The following is a 25,022-nucleotide window of genomic DNA, read 5'->3' as shown; positions in this document are numbered from 1 at the left end:
AAAGGCTCAAGCTGCGTGCTCGTTGTCCATTGGCTCAAGATCGTCTTCAAGATCGAAGCGACCCATTACCTTGACCTTGGCCGCGTTGCTGATTTCTGCGAAAGACAGTACGGGAACGTGATAGAACTCCTCCCTCAACAAGGTCCGCAGCGGGCTGCGCAGGTCCTGCGCGACCAGCAGTACCGCCTGTTCGGGCGCGCGCACCGGGAATGCGATATTCATTTGTTGCACGAGCATCTGACTGATCTCGTTACTCAGTGCGAAGAACGTTTCGGTCTGTGTCTGGCGCAGACCGTCGCGCAACAAGCCCTCGCTTTCCGGCGTGAGCAGCCACACTTGCAGGCCTTCGGCACCGCAATACTGGTGGTAGATCTGCGATTTGAGCGCGATGCGCACGTAGTCGGTCAGCACGTTGGTATCGCGTTCATGCTGGCAATGCTCGATCAGGGTTTCGGCGATCAGCCGGATTGCCCTGAGCGGTACGCGCTCCGACGCGAGACGTTGCAGAACCGCCGAGAAGCGCGTCAGCGTGAGCACCCGCTGTATCTCTTGCGCGAGCTCCGGCTGCTCGGATTCCAGCCAGCTGAGGATGGCTTTGGTCTCCTGCAAGCCGATGAACTGCGGCGCGCAGGACTGCAATGCGCGTTCCATGCGTTCGACAATCAGAGTCATGGCGCTGACCGGGTTCAGCTCATCGCATTGCTCGGCAGGCAACCACACCCATTGATCTTCCTGGCGGTCGGTATTGCCAGGGATCGCCGCCGGGAGGTTTTCACCACCGAGTTGGCGGGCGTCCACGGCGACATGGGACTGGGTAAATGTCGCCTTGAGCATGGGTACGTCGTAGACGGTGAAGCGAAACTCGTCCGGAGGAAGATGATCGGCATGTTCAATGATGAACGACGGCAGGGTCAGACCGTATTGCACCACCAGTCTATTGCGTCGCCGACGTATTTCGCTGATCAGTGCCTCTATCTGTGCGCTGTCCTGGCCTGGGTGAAACTGCAGGACGAACTGCCGGCTGGGTGAGAAGGTACGCAGGTCTTCCTTGCCGTTCATTTCCGGGGCGACGGCAGTGGCGCGTTGTTCGTCGGGCTTGGGTTTTGCCCGTTGCAACTGCAGCATGCCCCCGGCACCGCAGATGATCGCGATGGTGATGAACACTCCCGTGGGCATGCCCGGCAGGGCCGCGAAGCCGAGCATGGCCACTGCGGCGATGATCCACGCCTTGGGCTGGCTGGTGATCTGTTCGGCGATTTCACGGCCAATGTTGGCCTCCGCGCCAGCCTCGGTATTGGGTACACGGGTGATGATCATGCCGCAGGTCACGGAGATCAGCAGCGCCGGGATCTGTGCAATCAGGCCGTCACCAATGGTCAACACGGTATACAGCTGCAACGCATCGCCTGCGCTCATGTTGTGCTGCAACACGCCGATGGAAATACCGCCGATCATGTTGATGGCAACGATGATCAGGCTGGCAATGGCATCACCGTTGACGAACTTCATCGCGCCATCCATGGCTCCGAACAACTGACTTTCCTTGTTCAGCTCGGCGCGACGCTTGCGCGCCTCCTGAACGGTTATCAGGTTGGCGCGCAGGTCACTGTCGATGGACATCTGCTTGCCGGGCATCGCGTCCAGCGTAAACCGTGCGCCGACCTCGGCAACCCGTTCCGAACCTTTGGTGATAACCAGAAAGTTGACCACTGTCAGGATCAGAAAGATCACCAGGCCTACCGCCAGGTTGCCACCCACCACGAACTGGCCGAAGGCTTCGACAATGTGCCCGGCGTCCTGATTGAGCAGGATCAATCGTGTGGTGGAAATCGACAGTGCCAGACGAAACATGGTGGTCAGCAACAGCACGGCCGGAAAGGTCGAAAATGCCAGCGGTCTTGGCAAATGCATCGCCAGCATGATCAGCAGGCAAGAGATACAGATGTTCACCGCGATCAACACATCAACCAGCCCGGTGGGCAGGGGGGTGATCATCATGAAGACAATGGCGATGACGAAGAATGCGCCAACCAGCTCTGACCGGCGCATGGCCGACAGCGCAATCATGTTCAGAAAGTTGATGACTTGATTCATCCGGCAAGTCCCTCAAAAAGCTGTTTCTGTTCCTGTTGAGTCAGTTCTGCCATCAGGGTGAGCAGGTTATTCAGAGCAGCCTGACGGCTTTTCATGTCCTTCCAGAGCAGGATGGGCAATTGCATCAGCATCGGCCGCAAGCCATTGAGAAACGCCAGCTGGTTCTTGAGCCTGGCACCGCCGATGTGTTGAGTCAGTTGCAGGGTCTGGTTCACGTTCATTCCATTGGCCGTCAGGGTCAGCAAGTGTTTGAGAAAGGCTGGCGGATCCACCTTCAGGTCAGGGTTCTTGTTGCGCATGCGCCCAAGCAGGTGTTCACAACCGCGCAACAACGTCGTCACGTGCCGTGCCGTGGTCAGCCCGTGCATCAACGTGCGCAGCTGTTCATGAGATGCAGAAGGGGTAATCGCCGACAGATCGTCGGCAATGGCTCTACGCATGTCGCGCAGGTTGAGGTCGAAGTCTCCGGTCTCTTCCTGCTCGTTGATCAAGGCTTCGATCAGGCCGGTCACGTTTGGCTGCCCGGAAACCGCTACGCCATACAGGTTGCGCAATGCGGCTCGGCGTTTGTTGTCGACGTTCTGCCGCCCGAACGCCCTGGCAGTATTAATGCCCGCCCGTGCGTGTGGTCCGAACTTGCGCCGCAGCTGTTTCAGCGTTTGGGTGAGTGCCACGTACTCGCCTTCAGCGCCATCGTCCTCAGCCTGTTTGCGCGCTGCTTGCAGCACCACGTGGGCCTTGGCCGCATCGCCATCGGCAAATTCCAGAACCTGTTCCAGTTCTGTGTCGTTCTCTTGCAGCAGTTTTTTGCGCAGCAGCCTCGCGGCATTATCCAGCCCGGTGTCGTTGGCGCTCATCAACAACTGATAGAGCTCACCCAGTTTGACGGCCCGCGACTGCAGTGCATTTCTGCTTGCGATCAGTTCGCGCTGGCGCAGTATCCGGCTGTTTTGCACCAGTGCTGCGGCGAAGCGCGAGACCTGTTGCGATGACGTGCCTTTTTCCGACGATAGGGTGCCGGGAATCGCTCGCGCAGCGGGCGTGACGGCGCGAATCGGCGTGACCGTGTGGGTTGGCAATATAGGCGGGGCGACGATTTTCATAGGACGGTTCTGAGCCTGGTCATGACCGTTGAGTGGGGCCTGGCCAGGATTCGGTTCCCTTGTAAAAGGGGCTGACGCGTTTGTGCCAAAAGCTGTAGGGATAAAAACGGCGTTGCGCAAAAAAATGTATTACAAAGAATTACATATTTTAAAATAGTTATATAAATCAATAGCTTAAATAAGTATTTTGGCTGGCACGGTTATCGCTATAGGGCTTGCACACCATTAAATTAAGGTAAGCCCATGTTTCCCAACCTTGTGATTCTTGATGCAACCCCGCCACGTAATGACTCTTCGTCTGCCGGTATCCGTCAACTGACGGCTGATCAGATACAGATGCTCAGAGCGTTCATTCAGAAACGCGTAATGAACCCGGATGATGTCGATGACATCCTGCAATGCGTATTTCTGGAGGCCCTGCGCAACGAGCACAAGTTTCAACATGCCAGCAAACCGCAAACCTGGTTGTGTGGCATTGCGCTGAACCTGATCCGCAATCACTTCCGCAAAATGTATCGCCAGCCCTATCAGGAAAGCTGGGAAGACGACGTTCATTCAGAGCTGGAATGGAATGGCGATATCACTCATCAGGTAGATGGACACAGGCAATTGGCACGCGTCATCGCAGCCATCGATTGCTTGCCGTCGAACATGCAAAAAGTCCTGGAAGTGTCGCTGGAGATGGATGGCAATTATCAGGATACGGCGAACACGCTCGGCGTTCCGATTGGCACTGTGCGCTCGCGACTGTCCCGGGCGCGGGTGCAATTGAAGCAGCAGATTGACCCGTTCGCCTGAGTGGATATCTGTCTGGAACCAACTCGCACGCAAAACCACACAGTTGCCATCCCTCACCACTTGGATGGCAACCATGCGTATATCCAGTTCTCCCAGTCCTGCCCTCGGCAGCATCGTGAATCAACCCACCTCTGGCGAACTGGCTGCTGAGACGCCATTAGCCAAGGCCTCGCTCACGCAGAGCAGCGCAGGTGGTGGTCAGGCCTTTGTGCAGTTCGGCCAGGCCAACGACAATACATCTTCCTTTTCCGATACCGAGCAAAGCGGCTCATCGCTGATGAGTCTGCTGACTCGCAGCAGCAGTAGCGAAAGTACCTCCAGCATCGATCAGGACAGTGATCAGGTGTCGCCGATGACGTCGGTCTCGTCAACCGCGAGCGCGTCACCTGCGGCGGCTGCCTCCGACCCGGCAAACGCCCCAAGCGCTACCGATGCCGCGTTTCTCGATAACTCCGAATACTCTTCGCCCGAGGCCCTCAAGCGCTGGGACCCGATGGTTGCCAACCTGCCGCCCGAAGAGCGCGAGCAGGCGGCCAAAGAACTCAACCGACCGATTGCGGCCGCCTGGATGGCCAGAGAGCACGGCCCCAATGCTGACAAGGCTATGGCGTTCATCAACGCCAACCCTGCGTTGAAGACGGCTGTGGACGTCGGTAAGGATGGCGGCAACGCAGATGGCAAAATCACCAACAAAGACCTCAAGGCGTTCGCCAAAAATATGGAAAAGGCCGCGGACGCGGCCGACAAGGACCTGGGCAAATACATGGAGGACAACCCCGATGCGGATCCTCAATCCCTGGAAATGGTGCGCAATGCCGCAGTGATGCGAGCCAATATGCCGCTGACGGTGGCCGCTGACCCGCATCATGCGGTCGGTGCGACTGACAAGACCGACGTGGACGGCAATATCAGTGCCGACGACTTGAAAGGTCTGGCTGAAAATAACCCCGGGTTGTCGGGTACGCTCAAGCAATCCTGCAGCACGTGGTCGCAGCCGGGCTTTCTCAGCCAGGTGGACGAGGCGGGGATGACCGGGCGCAAGAAAGCTGCGCACAGTCCCGACCAGTTGTTTGACGCGAAAAACATGAGCGAATGGATCAGGAAAAGTGCGCCCACCAATGGTGGCCAGTTCGCCAGCATGCTCAGCGATGCGGCGACCCTGAATTCTGTAGCGGGTATCGACATCAGCAAGCTGGACGCCGGTGTTTTCGATAAACCCAAGTCTTACACCGGCGCGCAGAAAGCCGCCGTGATGGTCAAGTTGCAGCAAACCCAGCAGAGCGTGATCGCCGGTCGCGGCTTGCGCAACACTGAAAAAACCGAGGCTGGCCTCAACGAAAGAATCGCTCAGCTACAGGCCGATCCCGACGTTCAGGCTTACCTCAACAAAAGCATTCCCGAGCAGGAACGCAAACTGGTGCGCAGCGATAGCGCGCTGCAAAAAGCGGTGGCCGAGCAAGCTGAAAACGTCAACAGCGGCAAGGCGCTGCAGACCGACATGTCGACAGCGGACAAAGCGGTCGACAAGCACAAGCCAAACCCCGATTACAGCGGCGCTATCAGCGGTCTGTCGGCGCAATTGCAACTGCAGAAAGATCTGTTTCCCGATGCCGAAGTGCCGACGGCCGAGCAAGTGGTCAGCAATCGACCTGATCTGCAATCGTCTATTGCCGATTCGTACGTTCGCAACTTCAGCGAAGGCGGCGCATTGAAACAATTGCTCGGCCAGAAAAAGGCCGATGCCAGCGAAGCCCTGCAAACCGCAGACAACCAGAAAGCGGCCTATGAAAGTGTGCTGCCCGCTGATTTCGTTGAAGGCGAGCATGAAAACTACACGACCAGCACATTGAATGAGCTGCAGAACTCCAAAAAAGGTCGCAAGTTGCTGGAAGGCAAAAGCGATGAAGAGGGCGGCCCTTCGCTGTTGGCTCAGCTTGCTGATGCCGGGGCGGGTGGCAAGGTGCTGAATTCAGTCATGGGCTTTGCATCGGTATCCACCATGCTCGCCAACGGCGACAAGCTTGGCGCGACGCAGGCCATTTACGACAGCACGAAGCTGGGCGCCGAGGCGATCAAGGGAGGGGTCGACGCCGGGGCGAAGATGATGGGCCGCGAGGCCTCTGCCGGTCTCGGGCGTCTGGGCGGGCAGATGATCGGCCGCGCTGTCGGCCTGGTCGCCGGCGAAGCCACCGGGCTTGCTGCGGGTGCGGCACTGGGTGCTGCGATTCCGGTTATCGGCTGGGCCATCGACGGCGCCATGGCATTGGGCTTCGGTATCTCGGCGATCATTGATGCGGTCAAGAAGCACAAGGCGCAGAAGGCGTTCGATCATAACGTTGACCCGGTGCTGGACCAGTTCGGGATTGCCAGGGCGCATTGATTGAATTGAGTCGGCTCAGATGCCTTGAATGCTGAGCCTTCGTTTTTTACCGATCCGTGTGAGCTGTTTAATCGGCAGCATAAAAGTTTATGGAAAGCGTTAGCGCTAGACGCTAAAAAAACCGAGGCTATTTGACAAATATCGGACTTTTGTCAGGCCTGACATTAAATTAAATAGTTAAAAGGTGAGCCCGATGGGTTGCGTATCGTCAAAAGCATCTGTCATTTCTTCGGACAGCTTTCGCGCATCATATACAAACTCTCCAGAGGCATCCTCAGTCCATCAACGAGCCAGGACGCCAAGGTGCGGTGAGCTTCAGGGCCCCAAGTGAGCAGATTGATGCCTTACCAGCAGGTGTTAGTAGGTGTGGCCCGATGGCCTGATCCGCATTTTAACAGCCTGCTGAATCGTGGGACGGTGGTGCCCTTGGTTTTAGGATTCGAAAAAGTCAAAGGTCTTTCTGCCCATGAGATCAGTACCTCTATACCGGGCAAGAATAATAGGTTCATGTACAAGGCAAATGAGCATCGCCTGGCCGGGGAGGCAGACGGTGGCAATCAAGGACGTGGAGATCAGAAGCCTTGGGGATCTTGTAACGCTGTCTCTGGGATGTGAGCTCAAGAATATAAAGCTGCCTGAGGATCTGCTTGTAAGGCTGAACACGAGCAAGAAAGAGAAAGCCGAGTATCTGGATGCGTCAGCTGTTGATAGGTTTCGCAATAATCTTCTTGAGCAGGTCTCGGAAATGTCCAATGGTGCGCCCTTGAATACGCTGAGTCTTGAGGCGCTACAGGATATAAACGCTGAGTTGCGTGTGCGTGATCTGCGGACTTTTATTCGGCAGTCCTGACAGCGTTGGCGCTCTTTCAGCAAAGTGACGCACGTCTTTCTATAACCTGATTCGTCTTGCAGTGGACCTGAGGCCGCGATACACGGCCCCGGCTCCAATAGGGGGCTGGCCAAACCCGTTACGCCAGCTTTTCGTTTGCTGAGCAAGCCGAGCCTCGACTCTTTCCTCCTGCCTCGTGAGATGACAACCTTTATTCTTCTCGAACACCTGTCCTCGGACAAAACGCGCCAACCATAAGGCGCGTTTTTTCAGAGGACGTGAGTCAAGGCTTGGCCCGGACCCTATTTGCGGCAAGGAAGTCACCTGCTCGCTTTATTTCCTGCATTCTGAAACCTTCAATAGAGGTAACGTGCTGACCGGCAGATCGTTGCGCCCGGTAGGCACGGTTTCTGTGTAATAGCGTTTCCGTATGCAGACCGCCTTGGTCTTTAGTGACGGTGGTATCTTTTTTCGGGTGATTCTCCACTAAGCTTTTTGACTGAGCATGTTTCAAGAAGGTCGCCGGGATAGGCACCTGCTTTTCTCCATTGTGCAGACGGGAGGTATATTCTTCGTGATGTTTAAAAGCTTTCAGGGCGTTATTAAGCGCAAACATGGTGCAGTCAGTTTTCGAGTATTGAAGAAAATTTCCTACCATTTTGAGTTTGACGTTGCCTAATGCTGAAAGTATTTCCCTTTCTGCAGCGTCTATAATGTTCCCTGGGGCAGACTCAAACCCGACAATCGACGGTCGATGGCCGTATCTCAGTTGGATATCCAAGGCTATATGGTGGTCTGGCATCACTTTGAAAGGAGGGTAAACAACCCGTATACTCACCGATTGCTTGTTTCTTTGAACATCCTTGTTTTGCTCTTTTATCGCCTTGTAACAGTCTTTATGGCTTTTGAATGTGTGCAGATTCAAGCCGGGATTTCTTGTATTTTCCACTTTGGCGAACAGCGGCAGTAACTTGATATCTCCTTGTGTAATATCGGCGTTCGGACCTTCACCCTTTTTCACTTGGTTACAGACCATTACGGCATATTCATGCAGATCCTTATCACGCAAAGCTAACTGGGCCAGGTTAATCGGTTCCATCTTCTCCAGTAGGCGCTTAGGTATTGCTTCGGGCTTCTCAGGTATGGCATCTCCCCGTGATGCTTTCGGTGAGTTCAGCATCATAGTATGAAAATTTTCCAGCTCAGAATGGTTCCGCCCGCCGGGGAGGCGAAATTGTAAAAGGGCGGACGACGAAGGCATTGAACCCTCAGCTTGCGGAGTATCATCCGCGCCGGATGAGCTGGCCTCTGATTCATATCTTCCTGCCGCGCGCGCGTTTTGTGGTGATGCGGCTGTCTGGTTGGCGTTGTATCTGATGTCCGTTGGCAGCGCATCCTGACGTCGTAGACGTCTGCCCTCATCACGCTGTAGTGGTGGGTTAGTTACCGATGATGACGAAGCGCTTTCAGTGTTCTCTGCCTGAGTCCCCTGACGTCTGTTTGGACCTGAGATATTCATCGAATAGTCCCCGCCATGGTTAGCATTAAACCGGTTTTCGTCAGCCTGGTTGAGGAGGCGAGCGGAGCAGAATGGCCATGCAGTAACTTTGCCCGCCATATTTTCGCCACTTCGATCATCTGAACGCAGGCGCTGACAAAGTGATCCTCATCAATCCGTAACGGATCAAACCGCTGAAAAAGCAGCACTTCATTATTTTTTTCGTCCAGCCCGAAGGCCGCACCATCGCTGGAGCCATAATGAAAGAGGTTGGCGGCCAGAATATCGCTCAGAAGTGTGCTGCTGGCTGGAGTAGAAAGCGTGCCCACGCACAGATAAACAAACAGCGTATTTTGCTGTTCAATCCGTTCCAGCGTCATGTCCAGTTCGTTGACCTTCAGACAGCATAGGTGATTCGCATCCAGAGAAAGCGGTCCACTTTCAAGCCTTATCGCCAACGCATTCAGCAAGTCTTGTATCGTCATAATCGGAACTCTGCAGGTCAGGAGACTGTGCATCAGGCGCTATCGATGCAAAACCTCGCCCTGTCATGGCCAGGTCCTGACCGGCTGGCCTGGTGCCCTATTACTGATCGTTGAGTGGTTGAGGCCTTCAGTCAGTTCCCCAGGAATTGATCGACTCAATGAAGGATCTTTTAGGGGCGCCTCAGAAAAAGGATTTTAAAGTACGTTAAGCTGAACTGATTTCAGCCGTTGTAATGGCCGGAATCTTGGCGACGGCGGCTAGGGCATTCCTAATCGGTCCAGCCTGGCAAGCTCTTCAGCGAATCCGTCAACGGCGTTTTTCAGCGCCTTGAATCCCTCATTCGCTGCCAGAATCGCTGTTTTCGTACCAAATCGGTGGGGTTGGCAACCACTTGGCCTAGTAGTCCGGGTCGAGAGTCGGCGGGCAGGCCCGCAGCGCCTCGATCGCGTCCTGATGGCTCATGCCTCTGGCCAGTAGCGTGTCGATTTCCTTCCGGATCTGATCGCGGCAGGCTGCCTGATAGAGCAGGGACCGGCTGTGAGCGATCTGGTTTAGCGCTCGCTGAATCGGCTTGGGTAGCGTTTCAGGTTTGGTGATGCTCATGTTTGCAGTCCTCGCGGACCGGTTCGACGCATCGACCCGATCCAGCCAGTGGTTGAGGGGCAATTGGGGTCAGGGACACCAGACGCATCGAGGATGGGGCGTACACGGCGAGGCCGGTGCGCAGTTCAGCGAGGATCGTTACTAGGTTGCGGCGGAAGTTGTCGCCGTCCATCCGGCTTGCCTCAACCGCCACTTCCTGGCGATCAAGCAGTGAGGTGGTGTCGAGAATCAGCGCTCTACCCTCGGGCATTCCCATGGTGACAACTACCGGCGTACCCCACAGGTTCGGTGGCGCTGGCGGGGGATTTTCCCGTCAGGGTGTGAGTAGAAATCTGGACCGAACTCGATCTACTCACAATAAACTGGGCTTACAAGGGAATCACTGGGAATGCTGGGCACAAAAAAACCGGCTCAGTGGCCGGTTTCTCTGGTTATCTGGGCGTTTTGAGCAACGCTAGATAATTATGTGTGGTGCCCCGAGGGGGAATCTTAAAGCATTACACAGAAAACTGCTATAAGTTGCTTATGGGTGCAACTGATTGTTCCTATTGATTTTTCTCCGTTAGAAGATGTGCAGCTAGGGGCATCGGGTTGCATTGGCGTGGTAGTCTTTACGCCAAATTTACGCCAATAGGGGGCGGACGTGGCGTCGTATCGAAAGCGCAGTGGGGGATGGCGAGCAGAGGTAGTCAAGCTAGGGATCCGTGACTCGCAGACCTTTGCAACGAAAGCAGCTGCCGTTGCATGGGCAACGCATCGTGAAGCAGAAATCTTAGCAGGAAGTGGAAAGCCGAAGGCTGGCAATCAAATGACGTTATCGGACGCGTTGAGACGATACAAGCGCGATGTGTCGACTACAAAGGCCGGTCAGCGTTGGGAAGAACTGCGCCTGGATAAGATGGACAACGAGATGACGTTCGTGGGTGAGCTGATCGGTAACATCACTGCTGACCAGATCGCTGAGTGGCGTGATCTCAGGCTGAAAAAGGTGTCTAGTCCCTCAGTCCGACGCGATATGACTTTATTGTCGTCCGTTTTTGAGATTGCTAAGCGAGAATGGAAGTGCTGCACGATCAATCCTGTGCGCGAAGTTAAACGCCCAAGTAATGGCAGGCCGAGAGATCGTCGCGTATCTTTGTCTGAGGTGAGCGCCCTCACCACCCGTTTAGGGTTCATCGAAGGTGTTGCGCCAGTTACTCTGCAGCAGGAGCTGGCCTATGCATTTTTGCTGGCACTTGAAACAGCAATGAGACAGGGTGAGATTCTTGGCCTGAAGGTCAAAGACGTCCTTATAAAGGACAGGTACGTCCGATTGGAAATGACCAAAAATGGGGAAAGCCGCAACGTACCGTTGACGCGGCGAGCAGGCGAGTTGTTGGAAGTGCTTGTGGGCGAGCGATCAGGCGATAGCCATGTGTTCAGACTCAGCTCTGCGTCTGCTGATGCTATGTTTCGAAAAATCAGAGACGAGTTACATATTGTGGATCTTCATTTCCATGATACCCGACATGAAGCGACAACCCGGCTTGCACGTAAAGTCGATGTGCTGGATCTAGCTCGGATCACTGGGCATAAGGATCCGCGCTCGTTGATGGTCTATTACAACGCTACTGCTACCGAGATGGCTGCGCGGCTCGACTGACAACGACATTGCATTTTGATGGATCACCAACCTGCATTTCATTTTAGCAAGCATCTACATTACTCTCCCGCTGCGATCGAAGCGCAGTCGTCTAGCGCGTGTCGGATATGCGATCAGCAGCACAATTGTCTCTGCTGCCGGGGTGGGTTGTGCTACTGAACGTATGTTCCAGAAGGCGAGCGTATGTGTATGCCTGATCCGGATGTGTCCTGAAAATCTACGGGTCGGAGGTGCAGGAAGCAATCACATCACGTACCACTGTCTGCTGCCGATCGGGTGCTTAGGGCACAAAGTATTTTTAGAAATATCAACGCGGCGATTGCACTCAGCTTATAATTCCCCCTTGTTCATTAGCGGCAGTATTTTGCGCGTCGAGCTTTTGATGTTGTTTAAAGTTTATCATAAGGAGTAAGTATGTATTTTAGTACGGGGTTTCGCGATAATTGCTTGGCGAGTATCAGGGCTCTATCTGGATCATTTGAGGGGAGTGCCAGGTTTGATTATTTATCTAAATTGGCTGATCAAATGATTTGGTTTTTGAATAAAGAAGGAGATGTATCTCGAACGGCTGATGGTTCAGATTTTTTTGGTGATCACCGTAGGAAAATTGAACATGCATTCAGTTATGTGCCGTTCAGTATTGAAAATTTAGAAGAGGGTCACTTTCTTTCGGCGAAATATTTAAGGGAGCTTAGTTACGGAGGCTCGTCTGACTACAATAGTAGTGATATGGTTCTTTTTTACTTGTTTCCGGAGTTTAAAGAAATAGACTATAAGAAGGTTGATCAAATTCGATTTGGGATACCGATTACTGCGATTCTCCATCCGCAGACCGATAGGCTAAATCGTATTCATGCTATTTTTCAAAAGGTTGAAGAGTGGGAAATATCTCTCAGCCAGTGGGGCGTGCGAGTTAAAGAAAGTGAAGATCGTTATCAAGGGGTAATTGACGCGACAAACTATCTCGGACTTGGCAACGCATTTGATAAAATGCTTAAAGAAAAACGTACTGAACGTGACGGCCTACGCAAAAATCTGACTTGGATTGCGCTGGCTACTTTGTTTGTTCCCATTCTGTTTTTGTTTTTAGGAACGACAAGCTTCATTCAAAACTTTCTTGACGAAAAAGTAACGATCACGATCTCCTCAATCTCCATTTTTACCTTTTCCATAGCGCTAGAAGCACTGTTGCTGTACTACTTTCGAATAGTATACGGGCAATGGATAATCGCCAAGAATCATATGCTGCAACTTTATTTACGGCATGAAATGTGCGCGTTCGTAAACGAGTATGCGAATAGCGCTAAAGATATGGATAGAACAACTTTGGCCAAATTTGAAAATCTTGTGTTCAGCGAACTTTCTGCAGACCTTAATACCCCTCCCAGTGTTTACGACGCTGTCGACTCGATAGCCAAGGTGATCAGCAGCCTTAAAAAACCATAATTCTATTACATGTTTAGAAACCTTTGGAGCGCCTCTATCCATTTCCATATAGTGCCGACCTAGGAAACTTGCGGTACGAGAACGCTTCAAAGGGAGGTCAAGTCAGTGCGGCTACCCAGTTGATCACGCTGCGCGTCGAGTGCCGCGTGCAACTGGAAGTTTGGCACGGTTCTGTCGTGCCCACTTGATCACCTCACCTGCAAACCAACGCTTGACTGCTTTGGTGCCTTTGCCGGAGGCACATGGTTGGAGTGCATCGGGAAACCCAGGTTGGACGACAACACGCCTCTCTACCGTGTATTGAGAAAGCTTCATGTACTGAGCGATGTCATCGAAGGTCCACAACTCGTCATCAATTGAAACCCTAGCTGCTCTCAACTCAGTCACCAAGGCTCGGAGAGTCAGCAGCAAGTCCGCACTCTCAGGATCTGTGCTTAGGTTACTCATACATATTTCTCCATCTGCCCGTCAGCAATTACGCTGTGGGGCTGTGCGGAACGGTAGAGCGGCTCTATTGTGAAGCCGCGCTGTTCTGCAGCCTTGGCGGTTTCACGCCCTCTCACGGTTTTGCACCAGCTTCCACGACTTGAGAGAACATCCCAGGCGACCGGTTCGGCCTGCTGATACACTTTTTTGAAAGCCAATGTCAGTTCCATTGGATGTGCGCCCCGTTGCTGCAGCATCATGGCGAAGTTCGCGATGTCCTCAAAATTGCCAGCATTGCCCTTGGGAATGTGCCCAACCATCAGTTCGGCCAGTTGCTTGTCCTGTACCCACGACTCACTCCAACCATGACGGCCTTTAGCGCGAGCCTCGGCAAGCTTGGTTTTCATAGCGGCAGCGAACGCATCAACAGCTTGGTTATCTGGGTGCTGGTCGACCTGTGCTGGAAACGGGCGGGAACAAAAAGCCTCCAGATCTGCAAGATACTGAACTGCGTCCGGTGTATCGATGTGCTCGATTAGCGAGCGCGACTTGGCAAGAAGAGCCACGGAGTCACTCATGAGCGCCAAAGTTTCGGTGAGCTGTTTGCGCGCTCTGTCACGCGCTCCGGTGCGGCTCATGCTGCCTCCCTGCAGAGTTCGATCTGCCGCCATGGGTCGTTTGCTTTGGCCAGTGCGGCCATCGGCGGAGGGCTGACGCTGTTGCCGCACATATGCACCTGCTGGGTCTTGGTAAATGGCTTGCCGTCGGCGCCGTGGGTGATGACGTAGTCGGCCGGAAAGCCTTGGGCCTTGTACAGCTCGGGCGGTTTGAGCATTCGAAGGCAGATGTCTACGATCACGTAGGGCGTACCCTTGACCATCACGGTGACCAGCGCCAAGCGATCCTTGGTCGTGATCGTGGGCGCTGGTTCGCCCGCGCTGCTGACGTTCTCGGTTCCGTAATAGCTGATCAGGAACGCGGCTACGCGCAGTGCGCCTTCCTGATGCTCTGGGGAGAGTCTGAGCGATACGACAGAGCTTTTACCTCCGCCTCCGGCCGTGACGGTAGGCGCAGGCTCGTCAAGCGGCTGGCCGACGCTGGCCCCGAACTGCCGCTCCATGAACGCAGTGACCAAGCCGTGGTGCTGGCCGCCGGCGCTGATGGTGTATAGAGGATCGTTCACGTCCCGCGCATCACAGTTGCCGCGTAGATGCACCAGGTTTGCGGCCACCAGTTGCTGCTGGCTTCCGGTGTTGGTGACCGTTGTCATCGGCTCGTCGACACCCTTGGCGTGCGTCGTGTTGAAGCCGCCGTTCATCTGAGCCATGAATGCAGTGGCCACCGCACGGTGATTCCTCGTCATCAAAGCACCGACCGGCTGATCAGTTGCTACTGGCTTGCCTGCATAAACTGGCCCGCCTGCACCCACCAGAATTGAACTTGTCAGCGCATGCTTAACGCCACCGGCAACGACCGTCCCTAATGGCTGATCGATACCCGGCACGCGGGGCTGTTGGCCTTCGCGCTCGCCGTAACCAGCCTGGATCAGGGTGGGGCTGATCAGCGTTAGCTCGCCACGGTTGGCACAGGTAATTGTCGGCAACGGCTCCAGCGGATCGTTGACACGGTCGCTCCCATGGTGGGTCGCTGGTGCGATGACCGGGCTGACCACCGAGAATGCGCCGCCTTTTGGATATGATGTCACCGTGCGCAGCGGCTCGTTGGCCGATTGCACCGTCTCGCCTGACCAGTTCGCAATCGGTACGATGAAGGGCGTCGGATTGTCGATGACGAACTTTTTCATGCCCTTCGCTACTCGGCGCAGGGTGGCTGGAGCCAGGTCTTTCTTGCGTTCGAAGATGCTTTTGCCGAGGTCGGAAAAGTCGATGCACTCGGCGGCGGTCTTCAAAGGTTTCTGGCCTTTAGTAGGACGCTTGGCGTGTGTCGGCTCTGGCCATACGATTGCCTGGCCGTCGCACCGGGCAATCATGAACAAACGTTCCCGGCTGGTAGGCGCGCCGAAGTCGCACGCTCGGATCACACGCCACTCTACGGCATAGCCCAGGCGCTCCAGCTCGGCCACGAACACTGCCCACGTCTGGCCACGCCGCGCTGGGTCTGGCACCAGAAACTGCTGGTCGACCGGCACAACCTCGCCTGGCGCTGCAATGCCGCCGCCCAGCTTCACGACCCGGCCGGTTGATTTGCAACGCTTGGCTACCAGCGGTCCCCATTGCAGGATCTGCTTCACGTTCTCCAAGCTGATGACGCGGGGTTGCTTCTTGCCTGCCCACTTCAAACCGATCCAAGACAAATTGCGGATCTCGCGCTTGCGTGGCTGTCCGCCAGCGGCCTGGCTGTGGTGGGTGCAATCCGGGCTCATGTGGAACCAGCCCACGGCTTTTCCGCCGCATTCCGTATCCGGATCGCCGTCGAATACATCAGTCGTGAAGTGCTTCGCACCCGGGTGATTCACGGTGTGCATGCTGATCGCTGCCGGGCTGTGATTCTTGGCCACGCTGACCTTTCGGCCGAGACCCATTTCCAGCCCGGTACCAGCGCCGCCACCTCCGCAGAAGAAATCGACAACAATCTCGTCGTCTTGCGCGTTGAAGCCCAGGCTGTATTGGGTTTTAAAATCGAATGGTGGGCGATTGAGTGAGGTCATGCTGCCTCCTCCACGACAATCGGGCTTTCGGTCGGTTTGTTGCTGTCGCGAATCTCGCCAAGGATTCGGAGCACTATGGCGTTCAGCTCCTGGAGTTGGTTTGTTGCCCGAGTGCGCCATGGCTCTGTGCCTTTGACGTGCACCCACGTTTTATGGGCCAGCCCCAGCGCGATGGCTGTGTCTGACAGAACCTGGAGATCGGCTTTGGTGAGCGAGCCGGTGCTGCGCGAGTTCAACTGCTCCTCCAGATGCCTGATGGTGAGGTTTTTGAGTTCGATAGTGTGCAGAAACCCTTTGCGGTCGCGTTCGCGGCGGCGTGCAAGCGTTGCTATGTCTGCATTCAATGCATCCATCCGTGCGCTGCTGTCGGCGATACCCGCGGATTTTCCTGCCCAGTACGACCTGCGTAATGCCCGCTTGATTGCTCTCTGGATGAAGACGGTGAGGAGCAGAAAGCAGACCGCTAGGCCGACCAGAATGATGAAGTGCTGTGCGTGCATGTGCTGTGTCCTTGTGGATGAGCCCGTCGCCGGATCGGTGGTGAGAGGACGGCGACGGGCTTACGCGGGCTGGTTATGCCAAGGTGAAGTAGCCGATGGTGAGGTCTATTGCTTCGCCCACTTCTTCTGCTACGACTTGTTTGAATTCTTGCGCCAGGTCTTCGCGCAGCTGAGCCTCGCCGATCCAACGCAGCCGGAGCACGGGCTGGTCGCCCCCAGTGAGGACTGCAACGCGCAACTGGATGGTCTGAGCCTGCAGGCCTTCGTAGGGGATCACGCTGAACAGCAGCTCAGCGGGTAGGCCGTCTGCCGATTTGGCTTCGATCTGATCCATCGCCGAACGGGATGCGCTCATGTCGCCGACGATGTGTTCGCTTTTGCGGGCCTGCTCGATGGTGATCGAGCGAATGGCACCAGCAGCTCGGCGCAGATCGATTTCGGCGCGGTCCGGGGTGAGCGCTGTCAGGTTCGGTGCCCAGTCCTCAATGAAGTCGCTCAGCTCTTTTTGAGTGTGCTTGGACCCGGCTGCGCGTTCTAGAGCCAAAAATGCGGCAGTCTTCTTCAGGGTGAGGTTGGCGCGAAAATCTCCGTGCCCAGGGTTGTCCTGATTGCCAAGGTTAAAGAAGACGCTGCACGTCATGTCGGCGCTATTAACGAAGCCCGATGTGTTGCCATCAGCTTGGTTCTGCACGTACTCGCTGAAGTCCTTTAACGACGAAGTTTCAAGCACGCCTCGAAACCGGCTGCGGGTCTGCTGAAACTTCTCCAGGCTGACAACATTCACGGTCGCGGGTAGGGCGATTGAAGGTGTAAAGGTGTCCAGCGCCTTGGCGTTTGCAAGTACGGCGGTGTCTTGAATCAACTGAATTGCTTTGGCTTCCATGAATCATTTCCTGCTGTGGTGAGAGGTATGGAATAGCGTTGAATTACGATCTGGCTGGGACGGGGGCGGCGTTGCGATCAAACATCTGGTCTGCCGCAGGTGTTTCGGGGAACAGAGTCAAACGACCGCCTTCGCCAACGTACATTGGCGTGTCGAGGGTGGTGTCCTCGGTGCGGCTGCCGCGCTTGGTTGGCACTTTGTAGGCCAGCTTGTGGTTGACAGTGACCTGGTGGCTGTCAGCAATCTGCTTGAGCGAAAACGTGAGCGTTACGGTGCCGACCTTTTTGTTGTCAACGACGCCTGCGGCTACCTCGGAGAGCGCGTGGCCGATCTGGTTCGCGAAGACGCCTGCGTTGAGTTCGCCAATGAACTCGGCTGTGTCCGTGGGTTTCATGTCCTGTGCCTCTGGTAGTTGTCACTGGAAGGCAGTGACCACCTTTGAATCAGGCCGCTTTCAACTTGGCCTGTGCGTCGAGATAGATCGCCAGGTCGTGCAGGTAGACCACTGGCTGGCCCTTATTCGATCCGCCCAGCCGAGTAACCTTGAGGTTGATGCGGCCCGCGTTGATCTTGCGAAGCAGGTAACGATCACTTGATATGTGCGAGAAGTACCGTTCTCGCACAGTGCCCAGCGTGGGGCAGGGCGTGGCGAACTCCTCCCGGAGCTGACTTAACGTCTCACTCACGCAGCATCCTCCCCGTGCCCCTCCTTTTGGGGCACCAACTGGAAGCGAATCAGTTCCGCGAGACCCTCTTTCGATTTGCCGGTTGCAGTCGCGCAAAGCCGTCCCTCTGCGTCCGCTACCACTGCGCCATATGGGCGCTCTGGGCAGCGTGTGGGTGTCACATACGCAACTTGACCCTCAAGCAGTACAGCGTCCACAGCCCGGAATACCTCTGCCAATTCGGCTGTAACAGGCGGCAAACCGTCCAGCATGCTAAGTGCCTCTGACGTGGCTCCTATCAGCGTCGAGCGGCTCACGATGGTTGGGTGGTTCAGGTGCATCGGAACCAGTTTCAGCGCGCCTACGGCGTGCGTAATTGCGTTCAGTGTCATGCTGCGGCGTCCTTCTTCGTGGAGGTGATGCCAAGCTGGTCCGAAAGCCAGGTAACACCTGCCTCCTTGACCATCACCACCGCATAGTGGCTGTAGGCGTGAATGTTCTTGTTCCAGCGACTGCGTGAATCTTCGTAAAGGTAGCCATGGTCGCGGTGCTTGGGTGCAAGCTCGCCTGCCTGGGTCAGCACGCCGATTTCGCGCAACTTCGCTCGAAATGCCCGTGGCTTCATGCCAAGAATCGTTGCTGTAGCATCGAGGGTTCTGTTCATGACGAGTGCCTCAGGCCACGGCCAGCAAACCGCGTGAGCGGATGGCGCGATACAGCTCGTCCAGTGCGCCATACAGCTCTTGAAGGCCGCTGTCGTTGGTTAGTACCAAGTCGTCCGGGTGCACCGACACACCGGCTTCGCTGATGTGAGGATTAACTTCGGCTGCGTCAGGACGGGAAAGATGAATAACTGTCCCACCGCGTTTGCGGATGAAGTCGGCCTCGTTTTCGAAGCGGACATCGCTCACCACAAAGCCAGGCACGCCGTCGAAAACCGCACTGAGGCAATCAAGGTTTTGTTCGGCGAGGTCGATCCACAGGTTCGCGCTGATCATGTGTCGGCCCCACTCTGTGCCGAGCAGTTGCATCAACTGGCGAGGTGAGCGACCCAGCCAGTCAATGGGCTGCTCTTTCTTGTCGCCCTCAAGGTCTTCAGGACTGAGATTGAATATGGCCATGATGCCGTCGCGTAACGGGTCGGCGAATGCGTAGCACTCAAATCCGTGCTCGTGGGCCAGGTGGTGGGCGGCGGTGGTTTTGCCGGAGCGGGCAGGGCCGGTGAGGCCGATCAGGATCTGCTTCATGCTGCTTGCTCCCCTTCCAATTGGTCGGTGGGTTGCAGCAGGTTTTGGACGAATTCAAGCAGGCCGATCAGTGAGGTGACGTTGGGTTCACCCATATCCCCACCGTCATCGGCCGAATCCTGTACAGATAATTCTCTTTTCAGCCAAACGTGCCGCCTGTGCAGGGCCTTTTTAATGCTGTCAGGAACATCGAAAGCCCCTATTTCATAGAAGCGCACATCAATCCGTTGCACATGGCCCGCGTAATCGAAAAAGCCTACAAGCTTTCCTTGGGCGTTGACCATCATGATCGTCGTCAGGATCTGGAGAATGGTGTCTTGGTGGGAGCTATTCATGCCGCGTCACCTCCCCATGGACCGAAGTCATCGACTGCCGGTGCAGGTGCTGCTTTCGCGGAGCTGCTTTTTGGCTGGACGATCAACAGCAGGCCGGTTTGGCGCTGAATGGTGGCGATAGATTCGCGGTTTGAGGCCGCTGCCGGGTGGAGATACACCGGGCAGCGGGTGTTGCGCTGAGTGGTTTGCATGGCTCGTACTCTGTGGTGAGAGGGGTACGAGACAAATTAGCAAAAGCTAAATATTCATGCAATAGCAGATGCTAAATTAATGATCGTTTTTGCTACTGCGTCTGCCGCATTCAGGGCGACATAGGGTTTCGGGCAGGTACCACGATATGCGTGCGGCCCCGTCAGATTGAATATTTACGTGAACGCCTTCCGTATCGTCGATCGCTGCGATGATCTGGTCCCAGTGCCGTTGATCTTCATCTGGTTTTTTGTAGATCACTGCATATCGATCTCCCTGAGCGGACTGGGAGCGAATAATGGTTTGAAGTCGAGCCGCTAGAATCTGTGCGGGAGACATAGTTGCTATCAGCTTGTGCGCTACGCTAGCCATTGGGTCCTCCTTGGCTTTGTATGTATATGCATACAGTATTTTGCGCAGGTTTTTTTCGCAACACCGAAAGGAGTACATCTGTACTCCTTTGCGATTGGACACAAAAAAACCCGCAATTGCGGGCTTGGATGGGCATGAGGTTTACAGTTTTTTGGCATTCCACACCAAGAGGACTCGGGCTTGAATATGGACCTTTGTAAGGTCCGCACCTTCGATGATTATCGCAGGGTACAAAGGGTTGTCCGAGATCATCCGCAAGGCCCCGCCAGTCATGCGCTGCAGCCGTTTGATGTAAAGGTCGCCGTCCAGTGTGAAGACATAAACTGCATCGGTTCTGATCTCGGTAATCCCGCGATCAACAAGTAGGGAATCGCCGTCGCGAAATGTCCCGTCCATGCTGTCGCCATCGCCGGTGATGATCGCTAAGTTCTCGATCCTAGAGAAGGCTAAACCTTGGGTCTTGAGCCAATCAAGGTGGACTGTAATGTCCTTGATCACTTCAATTTGGGAGTCGGGCGGAACATTGCCAGACCCCATCGACGCTGCCACGTCGAGGTGTGGGATAGTGATGAATCCGAGCGACTGCATCACTGTTCGACTGTCAACGGGTGCGACGGCGGGCACTATGAGTTGATCCGGATCGGAACCGCTCAATAGCTCTGGATTCACCAGACTACCTGGGTGCAGCTTGATCTTCTCTTCGAGGGTTGCAGCTGCTTTCTCACCGAGTTTCCGATGACCATTCAAAAGCTGGGACAAATACGATGCGTCCAACCCATGTTGGTTTGCAAAGTCTTTTTGGCTCAGCCCCGCCATCGCGGCGCGCAGAGCGCTGATTCGCTGCTTATAGATATCCATGCCCCAATGATCGCTTTCCGTTAGCAGACAGTAAATTACGGTTTGCTATTGCTGTATCCATTAGCAATTGCTAATCTGCGAATCCTGAACGGAGGTGCATATGACCCTGCACGAATATTTGAAGGCTTTGAATAAACCTGACCTTGAAGCGTTTGCCCGCCGTTGCGGGACTTCTGCCGGACAGCTCAGACAAGTTGCGTACTGTAATCGTCGGGCCAGTGCCGCTCTTGCAGTGAACATCGAGCGAGAGTCGAAAGGTAAGGTTGTATGCGAGGTGCTGCGCCCAGACATCGACTGGGCATACCTACGCGGCTCCGAAGCTGCATAAAAGTCGCAGGGCCGGGGACCTCTCACCACAAGATTCCCCCGACCCAGCAACGGCAGTGCAAAACACTGCCAACTCCGCTTACCAGGTCCTCTCACCACAAGAATCACCTGGTTGGCTAGAACGATGAACCGTGCCGCACAGCACGTTAAGCACAGCACATCGGTCGTGGTCGTAGGATAGGGGGTGCCCCTGCCTATGGCTACACCGTAAACGGGGATTTTACGGTTATGAGTCGCATGGATTTATTGCCTGACGCTGGTCAGGTGCTTTCGTTGCGTCAGGCGCTTTACCGCGCCGGTCGCGACTACAAGGGCGGGGTCACTGCCCTTGCTCACGACATGGTGTTGGAAAACGACGCCCTCCAGAAAAAGCTGAAGCTCGATGAAGAGCGACGCTGGTTGAATCCAGATGAACTGGAAGATGTCATTCGGCTTACAGGCAGCCCGCTTTTGCTCGATGCCTTGATGCGTCCGGCATCAGCCGTTTGGTACCAGCCAGAGCCTGTGGCTGCCACTCAGGATGCGCTCAAGTCGGTCGGCAAGCTGCTGACCGAAACAGGCGAGTTCGTTTCAGGCATGCACAACGGTGCTGCCGACGGCGTGTGGGAGTTGCACGAAGTCGCTCTGCTGGAGAAGCAGGGCAACGACATCATTCGCGCAGTGCTAGGCATCATGGCCGGCGCTCGTCTGGCGATGGAGGATCGTGCCAATGGCTGACGATATCGACCGCGCAACGGAGCAGGCTCAATACCTGCTGGACGTCGCTCTGTTTAAGCATCGCCGAATCCCGACCAGCCTGGTCAGCTCACAGTTCTGTGAAGACTGCGACGATCCGATCCCGGAGCCACGCCGTGCCGCCATTGTTGGCTGCGAGACGTGTATTCACTGTCAATCGCTGCGGGAGCAGCGTAGATGAGTGATCGTTCGATCCCGCTTTCTGCTTGGGCACGTCGCTACTGTGAGACATTCAATTTTGCGTTAGTACCTATTCAACCGGGTGAAAAAGGCCCGAAGGGAAGGGGATGGAACCAGCCCGGCAAGTACATCGTTGATCCTGCCAAGGCCGAGGCGTTCTGGACGAAAAATCCAAACCATAACCTCGGCGTAGTGCTGGGGCCGAGTCGGGTGTGTTCATTGGACGTCGACGATGTCAAGTGGACACGGTTTGTCCTGTACGAACTATTGGGTGTCGATCTGGACGCGCTCGCCCTGTCTTTTCCCACTGTCGTCGGCAACCCACTGCGGTTTCGGGTCCTCTTTCAGGTCCCGGAAGGGCTGGAACTGACGCGGCACTCCCTGTCTTGGCCCAATGAAAACGACCCAGACGGATCAAAGCACAAGTCGATCATGCTTAAGGCAAACGCTGCTCGGGAGGCGGGCGATACGGCCAGAGAGGCCTTGTATCGAGCAGATGCCGAGCAGTACAAGCGGTTCACTGTGTTTGAATTGCGTGCAGGATTGGTGCAGGACGTCCTGCCCCCTTCCATTCATCCAGGCACCGGCCAGCCATACACCTGGCGCACGCCGCCTGATGTTTCGGGGCTCCCGGTTCTGATCAGCGATCTGCTGAATGTCTGGAGCAACTGGGACGTCTTCAAGCGGGGCGCGGAGGCTGCGTGCCCATGGCTGCCGAAGGACGCCAAGGCTACGGGCAAACAAAAGCCTAAACCGAAGCCAGCCCCTGCAGGTGGCAAGAGGCCGTCTGTCATTGACGAATTCAACAACTGCCACGATGTCGAAGAGATCTTGCGCAGCAATGGCTATACCAAGCGCGGGAGCAAATGGCTTTATCCGCAGAGTAGTACCGGGCTGCCAGGGATCACCGTGGATGAAGGCAAGGTGTATTCGCACCATGCTGCTGATCCGTTGGCCAATGGTCACCAAAACGATGCGTTCGAAGTGTTCTGTCTACTGGAGCATGGCGGTGATCAGTCCAAGGCGGTGAAGGACGCGGCACGGATGCTCGGTATGCAAACGACCCGACCCAGCGCAAGCGATCTTCCCCCGGCCCCAACTGAGGGTAGCGACAAGCCAGATGCAGCAGCACTGGACGTGCCAAGCGCGGCGGCTCCTGCACCTGACGGGGGGGCGGGGGAGGAGCTAACCATTGAGCAAGTGCTGCGGCGTTTTGCCTTGGTAGAAGGCACCACGCAGGTCTGGGACTTCGATAAATCTAGGGCGATGAAAAAGTCAGCCTTTGAAGCGCGTGTTGGCAAGCCCATTGCCAAGCTTTGGCTCGATGCCACGGACAAGAAGCTGATCGCCGACGATCAGGTGAAGGACATTGAACAGGCCCGAAAAATGGCGGGCAAGAAGGGCGGTGCTCTCGGCATGCGGCCCACGGAACGTTACGTCTACATTGACGGCACCAAAGACGTTTGGGATCGAGAAAAGAAACGCCGGATCGCCGAGGGGGCCGTCAAGATGGCCTTGGGCGATACCTATGCGCTCTGGTTGAACAGCAGCGAGCGACGGGTCGTGGATGTCGAACACATTGTCTTCGACCCGACCATGACCAAAGATCCCAGCATTTACATCAACACTTTTGACGGCCTGCCGTTGGAGCCGGTCAATGACGATCCGGCGTGCGCCAACCTGCGCTGGTTGATTTCATTCCTCTGCAACCATGATGAGGCTGCTGCACTGTGGCTGACTCGGTGGCTTGCATATCCGTTGCAACACCTCGGGGCCAAGATGGACACGGCGGTGCTGATGCACTCCACCATGGAAGGCTCGGGCAAAAGTCTGTTGTTCGCGGATACCTTCGGCGCGCTCTACGGACAGTACGCCGCGACAGTTGGCCAGACCCAGTTGGAGAGCAACTTCAACGCCTGGCAAAGCAGGAAGATGTGGGCCGTTTTTGAAGAGGTGGTCAGCCGCGATCAGCGTTACAACCAAGTCGGCAAGATCAAGCACTTGGTCACCGGCAAAACCGTGCGCATGGAGTCGAAGTTCATCAACGGCTGGGAGGAGGCCAACCACATGAATGCTGTGTTCCTCAGCAACGAGATCCTGCCGTGGCCGATCAGCGACAGTGACCGGCGAATGTTGGTCATGTGGCCGATGGAAACCTTGCCGGTCGCCCGACAGAAAGCCATCGGGCACGAGCTGGAGAACGGTGGTGTCGCCGCGCTCTACGGCTGGTTGCTACGTGTGGATCTGGGTGACTTCAATGAACGCACCCGCCCGCCCAGCACTGCGTCGCGCGAGCGGCTGGTTGCGCTCAGTCGGGCCGGATGGCAAACGTTTTTGTACCTTTGGCGGTATGGCGAACTGGGCCGTGGGCTCTGGGGCGTATGTCTTTCAACGGACCTCTATGCCTTGTTCCTTGAGTGGTGTCAGCGCAACAAAGAGCACGTGATGAGCCAGACGAAGTTCTCGCTGTTCATCAGCTCGGAGGTGGAGAAGACCCGGTCAATACCCTGGACTGAACGCAATGATCGGCGCTTCGGCGCTTTCTTTGTGCCCGATGATTCTGAGGCTTCCCTGCCCCCATCAATGAGAGCGCCGGACTTGGGCGTTGCCGTCGATGCCTGGCGGGCCAAGGCGCGCCTTGCGGGTTGGAACGTCGATAGCTGGGACCACGTGAAGGCGGTCGCGGCATGAGTACGCCTCAAAGTGTGTCGGGTGTGTTGGGTATGTTTTGGGTTGGATTTGGCAACCCAGCACTGAT

Annotated in this window: 29 protein-coding genes and 1 pseudogene; 10 read left to right on the top strand and 20 right to left on the bottom strand. The window is 55.6% G+C overall.

From position 1 onward, the window contains the following. Positions 1–6: 6 nt before the first annotated feature. Positions 7–2,094: a type III secretion system export apparatus subunit SctV gene (sctV, locus tag AO068_RS01290; RefSeq protein WP_058407434.1), complete on the bottom strand. Its 2,088-nt coding sequence runs from the start codon at positions 2,092–2,094 to the stop codon at positions 7–9. Then, positions 2,091–3,197: a type III secretion system gatekeeper subunit SctW gene (sctW, locus tag AO068_RS01285; protein ID WP_058399594.1), complete on the bottom strand. Its 1,107-nt coding sequence runs from the start codon at positions 3,195–3,197 to the stop codon at positions 2,091–2,093. Before sctW ends, sctV begins: the two co-directional genes overlap by 4 nt. A gap of 243 nt (positions 3,198–3,440) precedes the next feature. Between sctW and AO068_RS01280 the strand changes: the two genes are divergently transcribed. The 4 genes and pseudogenes from AO068_RS01280 (at position 3,441) to AO068_RS01270 (ending at position 7,225) form a co-directional block, all read left to right on the top strand. After that, positions 3,441–3,995 (top strand): RNA polymerase sigma factor, encoded by a 555-nt coding sequence (locus AO068_RS01280; protein ID WP_058407433.1) that lies wholly within the window; start codon positions 3,441–3,443, stop codon positions 3,993–3,995. A gap of 73 nt (positions 3,996–4,068) precedes the next feature. After that, on the top strand, positions 4,069–6,375 hold the full coding sequence (locus AO068_RS01275; protein ID WP_058407432.1) for a type III effector HrpK domain-containing protein: 2,307 nt from the start codon (positions 4,069–4,071) through the stop codon (positions 6,373–6,375). A gap of 193 nt (positions 6,376–6,568) precedes the next feature. Next, positions 6,569–6,990 (top strand): annotated as a pseudogene (locus tag AO068_RS29140) (hypothetical protein). Next, positions 6,896–7,225 (top strand): hypothetical protein, encoded by a 330-nt coding sequence (locus AO068_RS01270; protein WP_058407431.1) that lies wholly within the window; start codon positions 6,896–6,898, stop codon positions 7,223–7,225. Before AO068_RS29140 ends, AO068_RS01270 begins: the two are co-directional and overlap by 95 nt. 262 nt (positions 7,226–7,487) lie before the next feature. Here the strand turns inward: AO068_RS01270 and hopZ3 are convergent, their stop codons facing one another. From hopZ3 to AO068_RS26355, 4 genes are all read right to left on the bottom strand, one after another. Further along, entirely contained in the window at positions 7,488–8,723 is a 1,236-nt protein-coding gene (gene hopZ3, locus AO068_RS01265) for a type III secretion system YopJ family effector HopZ3 (protein ID WP_058399598.1), read from the bottom strand. Further along, on the bottom strand, positions 8,720–9,187 hold the full coding sequence (locus AO068_RS01260; protein WP_058407459.1) for a type III secretion system chaperone: 468 nt from the start codon (positions 9,185–9,187) through the stop codon (positions 8,720–8,722). The genes hopZ3 and AO068_RS01260 overlap by 4 nt, the downstream gene beginning before the upstream one ends. A gap of 397 nt (positions 9,188–9,584) precedes the next feature. Beyond that, entirely contained in the window at positions 9,585–9,791 is a 207-nt protein-coding gene (locus AO068_RS01255) for a hypothetical protein (RefSeq protein ID WP_058407430.1), read from the bottom strand. Then, positions 9,772–10,074, bottom strand: coding sequence for a phage major capsid family protein (locus AO068_RS26355; protein WP_227449389.1), 303 nt, complete (start codon positions 10,072–10,074; stop codon positions 9,772–9,774). Before AO068_RS26355 ends, AO068_RS01255 begins: the two co-directional genes overlap by 20 nt. A gap of 360 nt (positions 10,075–10,434) precedes the next feature. Between AO068_RS26355 and AO068_RS01250 the strand changes: the two genes are divergently transcribed. Further along, complete coding sequence (locus tag AO068_RS01250) at positions 10,435–11,433, top strand: tyrosine-type recombinase/integrase (protein WP_058407429.1); 999 nt, start codon at positions 10,435–10,437, stop codon at positions 11,431–11,433. A 414-nt stretch (positions 11,434–11,847) separates the two neighbouring features. After that, positions 11,848–12,879 (top strand): hypothetical protein, encoded by a 1,032-nt coding sequence (locus AO068_RS01245; RefSeq protein WP_058407428.1) that lies wholly within the window; start codon positions 11,848–11,850, stop codon positions 12,877–12,879. A 123-nt stretch (positions 12,880–13,002) separates the two neighbouring features. On the opposite strand, the gene AO068_RS01240 is transcribed toward AO068_RS01245, so the two are convergent. The 14 genes from AO068_RS01240 to AO068_RS01175 all read right to left on the bottom strand — a co-directional run bounded on the left by AO068_RS01240 (position 13,003) and on the right by AO068_RS01175 (position 21,022). Beyond that, positions 13,003–13,326 carry a hypothetical protein gene (locus AO068_RS01240; protein WP_058407427.1) on the bottom strand — a complete coding sequence of 108 codons (324 nt, stop codon included), beginning with the start codon at positions 13,324–13,326 and terminating at the stop codon, positions 13,003–13,005. After that, the gene (locus tag AO068_RS01235) at positions 13,323–13,943 is read right to left on the bottom strand and encodes a hypothetical protein (RefSeq protein ID WP_235592550.1); all 621 of its coding nucleotides are present in this window, start codon (positions 13,941–13,943) and stop codon (positions 13,323–13,325) included. Before AO068_RS01235 ends, AO068_RS01240 begins: the two co-directional genes overlap by 4 nt. Then, the gene (locus tag AO068_RS01230; RefSeq protein ID WP_058407426.1) at positions 13,940–15,973 is read right to left on the bottom strand and encodes a DNA cytosine methyltransferase; all 2,034 of its coding nucleotides are present in this window, start codon (positions 15,971–15,973) and stop codon (positions 13,940–13,942) included. Before AO068_RS01230 ends, AO068_RS01235 begins: the two co-directional genes overlap by 4 nt. Beyond that, complete coding sequence (locus AO068_RS01225; protein ID WP_058407425.1) at positions 15,970–16,473, bottom strand: hypothetical protein; 504 nt, start codon at positions 16,471–16,473, stop codon at positions 15,970–15,972. Before AO068_RS01225 ends, AO068_RS01230 begins: the two co-directional genes overlap by 4 nt. Positions 16,474–16,546: 73 nt before the next feature. Continuing rightward, entirely contained in the window at positions 16,547–17,356 is an 810-nt protein-coding gene (locus AO068_RS01220; RefSeq protein ID WP_058407424.1) for a DUF2303 family protein, read from the bottom strand. Between the two features lie 43 nt (positions 17,357–17,399). Further along, a complete protein-coding gene (locus tag AO068_RS01215; protein WP_003342461.1) occupies positions 17,400–17,750 on the bottom strand; it encodes a hypothetical protein in 351 nt (116 codons plus the stop codon). A 49-nt stretch (positions 17,751–17,799) separates the two neighbouring features. Next, the gene (locus tag AO068_RS01210; protein ID WP_058407423.1) at positions 17,800–18,042 is read right to left on the bottom strand and encodes a pyocin activator PrtN family protein; all 243 of its coding nucleotides are present in this window, start codon (positions 18,040–18,042) and stop codon (positions 17,800–17,802) included. Beyond that, positions 18,039–18,413 carry a hypothetical protein gene (locus AO068_RS29135; RefSeq protein WP_058407422.1) on the bottom strand — a complete coding sequence of 125 codons (375 nt, stop codon included), beginning with the start codon at positions 18,411–18,413 and terminating at the stop codon, positions 18,039–18,041. The genes AO068_RS01210 and AO068_RS29135 overlap by 4 nt, the downstream gene beginning before the upstream one ends. Further along, entirely contained in the window at positions 18,410–18,646 is a 237-nt protein-coding gene (locus AO068_RS01200) for a hypothetical protein (RefSeq protein WP_020309374.1), read from the bottom strand. Before AO068_RS01200 ends, AO068_RS29135 begins: the two co-directional genes overlap by 4 nt. 49 nt (positions 18,647–18,695) lie before the next feature. Further along, positions 18,696–19,268, bottom strand: a complete 573-nt coding sequence (locus AO068_RS01195; protein WP_020309373.1) for a deoxynucleotide monophosphate kinase family protein — start codon at positions 19,266–19,268, stop codon at positions 18,696–18,698. After that, the gene (locus AO068_RS01190) at positions 19,265–19,603 is read right to left on the bottom strand and encodes a hypothetical protein (RefSeq protein WP_020309372.1); all 339 of its coding nucleotides are present in this window, start codon (positions 19,601–19,603) and stop codon (positions 19,265–19,267) included. The genes AO068_RS01195 and AO068_RS01190 overlap by 4 nt, the downstream gene beginning before the upstream one ends. Further along, the gene (locus tag AO068_RS01185) at positions 19,600–19,794 is read right to left on the bottom strand and encodes a hypothetical protein (protein WP_058407421.1); all 195 of its coding nucleotides are present in this window, start codon (positions 19,792–19,794) and stop codon (positions 19,600–19,602) included. Before AO068_RS01185 ends, AO068_RS01190 begins: the two co-directional genes overlap by 4 nt. A 76-nt stretch (positions 19,795–19,870) precedes the next feature. After that, positions 19,871–20,131 carry a DUF1654 domain-containing protein gene (locus AO068_RS01180; RefSeq protein ID WP_235592554.1) on the bottom strand — a complete coding sequence of 87 codons (261 nt, stop codon included), beginning with the start codon at positions 20,129–20,131 and terminating at the stop codon, positions 19,871–19,873. 174 nt (positions 20,132–20,305) lie between these two features. After that, entirely contained in the window at positions 20,306–21,022 is a 717-nt protein-coding gene (locus AO068_RS01175) for a helix-turn-helix domain-containing protein (RefSeq protein ID WP_058407419.1), read from the bottom strand. Positions 21,023–21,122: 100 nt separating this feature from the next. Here AO068_RS01175 and AO068_RS01170 point away from each other — a divergent pair, with 100 nt between their 5' ends. The 4 genes from AO068_RS01170 to AO068_RS01155 all read left to right on the top strand — a co-directional run bounded on the left by AO068_RS01170 (position 21,123) and on the right by AO068_RS01155 (position 24,955). Further along, positions 21,123–21,350, top strand: a complete 228-nt coding sequence (locus AO068_RS01170) for a transcriptional regulator (protein WP_003377382.1) — start codon at positions 21,123–21,125, stop codon at positions 21,348–21,350. Between the two features lie 227 nt (positions 21,351–21,577). After that, positions 21,578–22,066, top strand: coding sequence for a phage regulatory CII family protein (locus AO068_RS01165; protein WP_020309367.1), 489 nt, complete (start codon positions 21,578–21,580; stop codon positions 22,064–22,066). Further along, positions 22,059–22,265: a TraR/DksA C4-type zinc finger protein gene (locus AO068_RS01160; RefSeq protein WP_004407080.1), complete on the top strand. Its 207-nt coding sequence runs from the start codon at positions 22,059–22,061 to the stop codon at positions 22,263–22,265. Before AO068_RS01165 ends, AO068_RS01160 begins: the two co-directional genes overlap by 8 nt. Continuing rightward, on the top strand, positions 22,262–24,955 hold the full coding sequence (locus AO068_RS01155) for a bifunctional DNA primase/polymerase (RefSeq protein ID WP_058407418.1): 2,694 nt from the start codon (positions 22,262–22,264) through the stop codon (positions 24,953–24,955). Before AO068_RS01160 ends, AO068_RS01155 begins: the two co-directional genes overlap by 4 nt. Positions 24,956–25,022 lie beyond the last annotated feature (67 nt).

The sequence above is a fragment of the Pseudomonas sp. ICMP 3272 genome, from assembly GCF_001466905.1.
Taxonomy (GTDB): Bacteria; Pseudomonadota; Gammaproteobacteria; order Pseudomonadales; family Pseudomonadaceae; genus Aquipseudomonas; species Aquipseudomonas amygdali.
The sequence above is the reverse complement of the archived record's forward strand: the minus strand, read 5'-3'. Positions and strand labels throughout refer to the sequence as shown.

Coding starts and splice junctions, on each gene's coding strand:
- sctV (WP_058407434.1), bottom strand. CDS start 2,094: ATGAATCAAGTCATCAACTTTCTGAACATGATTGCGCTGTCGGCCATG.
- sctW (WP_058399594.1), bottom strand. CDS start 3,197: ATGAAAATCGTCGCCCCGCCTATATTGCCAACCCACACGGTCACGCCG.
- AO068_RS01280 (WP_058407433.1), top strand. CDS start 3,441: ATGTTTCCCAACCTTGTGATTCTTGATGCAACCCCGCCACGTAATGAC.
- AO068_RS01275 (WP_058407432.1), top strand. CDS start 4,069: ATGCGTATATCCAGTTCTCCCAGTCCTGCCCTCGGCAGCATCGTGAAT.
- AO068_RS01270 (WP_058407431.1), top strand. CDS start 6,896: ATGAGCATCGCCTGGCCGGGGAGGCAGACGGTGGCAATCAAGGACGTG.
- hopZ3 (WP_058399598.1), bottom strand. CDS start 8,723: ATGAATATCTCAGGTCCAAACAGACGTCAGGGGACTCAGGCAGAGAAC.
- AO068_RS01260 (WP_058407459.1), bottom strand. CDS start 9,187: ATGACGATACAAGACTTGCTGAATGCGTTGGCGATAAGGCTTGAAAGT.
- AO068_RS01255 (WP_058407430.1), bottom strand. CDS start 9,791: ATGAGCATCACCAAACCTGAAACGCTACCCAAGCCGATTCAGCGAGCG.
- AO068_RS01245 (WP_058407428.1), top strand. CDS start 11,848: ATGTATTTTAGTACGGGGTTTCGCGATAATTGCTTGGCGAGTATCAGG.
- AO068_RS01240 (WP_058407427.1), bottom strand. CDS start 13,326: ATGAGTAACCTAAGCACAGATCCTGAGAGTGCGGACTTGCTGCTGACT.
- AO068_RS01235 (WP_235592550.1), bottom strand. CDS start 13,943: ATGAGCCGCACCGGAGCGCGTGACAGAGCGCGCAAACAGCTCACCGAA.
- AO068_RS01230 (WP_058407426.1), bottom strand. CDS start 15,973: ATGACCTCACTCAATCGCCCACCATTCGATTTTAAAACCCAATACAGC.
- AO068_RS01225 (WP_058407425.1), bottom strand. CDS start 16,473: ATGCACGCACAGCACTTCATCATTCTGGTCGGCCTAGCGGTCTGCTTT.
- AO068_RS01220 (WP_058407424.1), bottom strand. CDS start 17,356: ATGGAAGCCAAAGCAATTCAGTTGATTCAAGACACCGCCGTACTTGCA.
- AO068_RS01215 (WP_003342461.1), bottom strand. CDS start 17,750: ATGAAACCCACGGACACAGCCGAGTTCATTGGCGAACTCAACGCAGGC.
- AO068_RS29135 (WP_058407422.1), bottom strand. CDS start 18,413: ATGACACTGAACGCAATTACGCACGCCGTAGGCGCGCTGAAACTGGTT.
- AO068_RS01200 (WP_020309374.1), bottom strand. CDS start 18,646: ATGAAGCCACGGGCATTTCGAGCGAAGTTGCGCGAAATCGGCGTGCTG.
- AO068_RS01195 (WP_020309373.1), bottom strand. CDS start 19,268: ATGAAGCAGATCCTGATCGGCCTCACCGGCCCTGCCCGCTCCGGCAAA.
- AO068_RS01190 (WP_020309372.1), bottom strand. CDS start 19,603: ATGAATAGCTCCCACCAAGACACCATTCTCCAGATCCTGACGACGATC.
- AO068_RS01185 (WP_058407421.1), bottom strand. CDS start 19,794: ATGCAAACCACTCAGCGCAACACCCGCTGCCCGGTGTATCTCCACCCG.
- AO068_RS01180 (WP_235592554.1), bottom strand. CDS start 20,131: ATGTCTCCCGCACAGATTCTAGCGGCTCGACTTCAAACCATTATTCGC.
- AO068_RS01175 (WP_058407419.1), bottom strand. CDS start 21,022: ATGGATATCTATAAGCAGCGAATCAGCGCTCTGCGCGCCGCGATGGCG.
- AO068_RS01170 (WP_003377382.1), top strand. CDS start 21,123: ATGACCCTGCACGAATATTTGAAGGCTTTGAATAAACCTGACCTTGAA.
- AO068_RS01165 (WP_020309367.1), top strand. CDS start 21,578: ATGAGTCGCATGGATTTATTGCCTGACGCTGGTCAGGTGCTTTCGTTG.
- AO068_RS01160 (WP_004407080.1), top strand. CDS start 22,059: ATGGCTGACGATATCGACCGCGCAACGGAGCAGGCTCAATACCTGCTG.
- AO068_RS01155 (WP_058407418.1), top strand. CDS start 22,262: ATGAGTGATCGTTCGATCCCGCTTTCTGCTTGGGCACGTCGCTACTGT.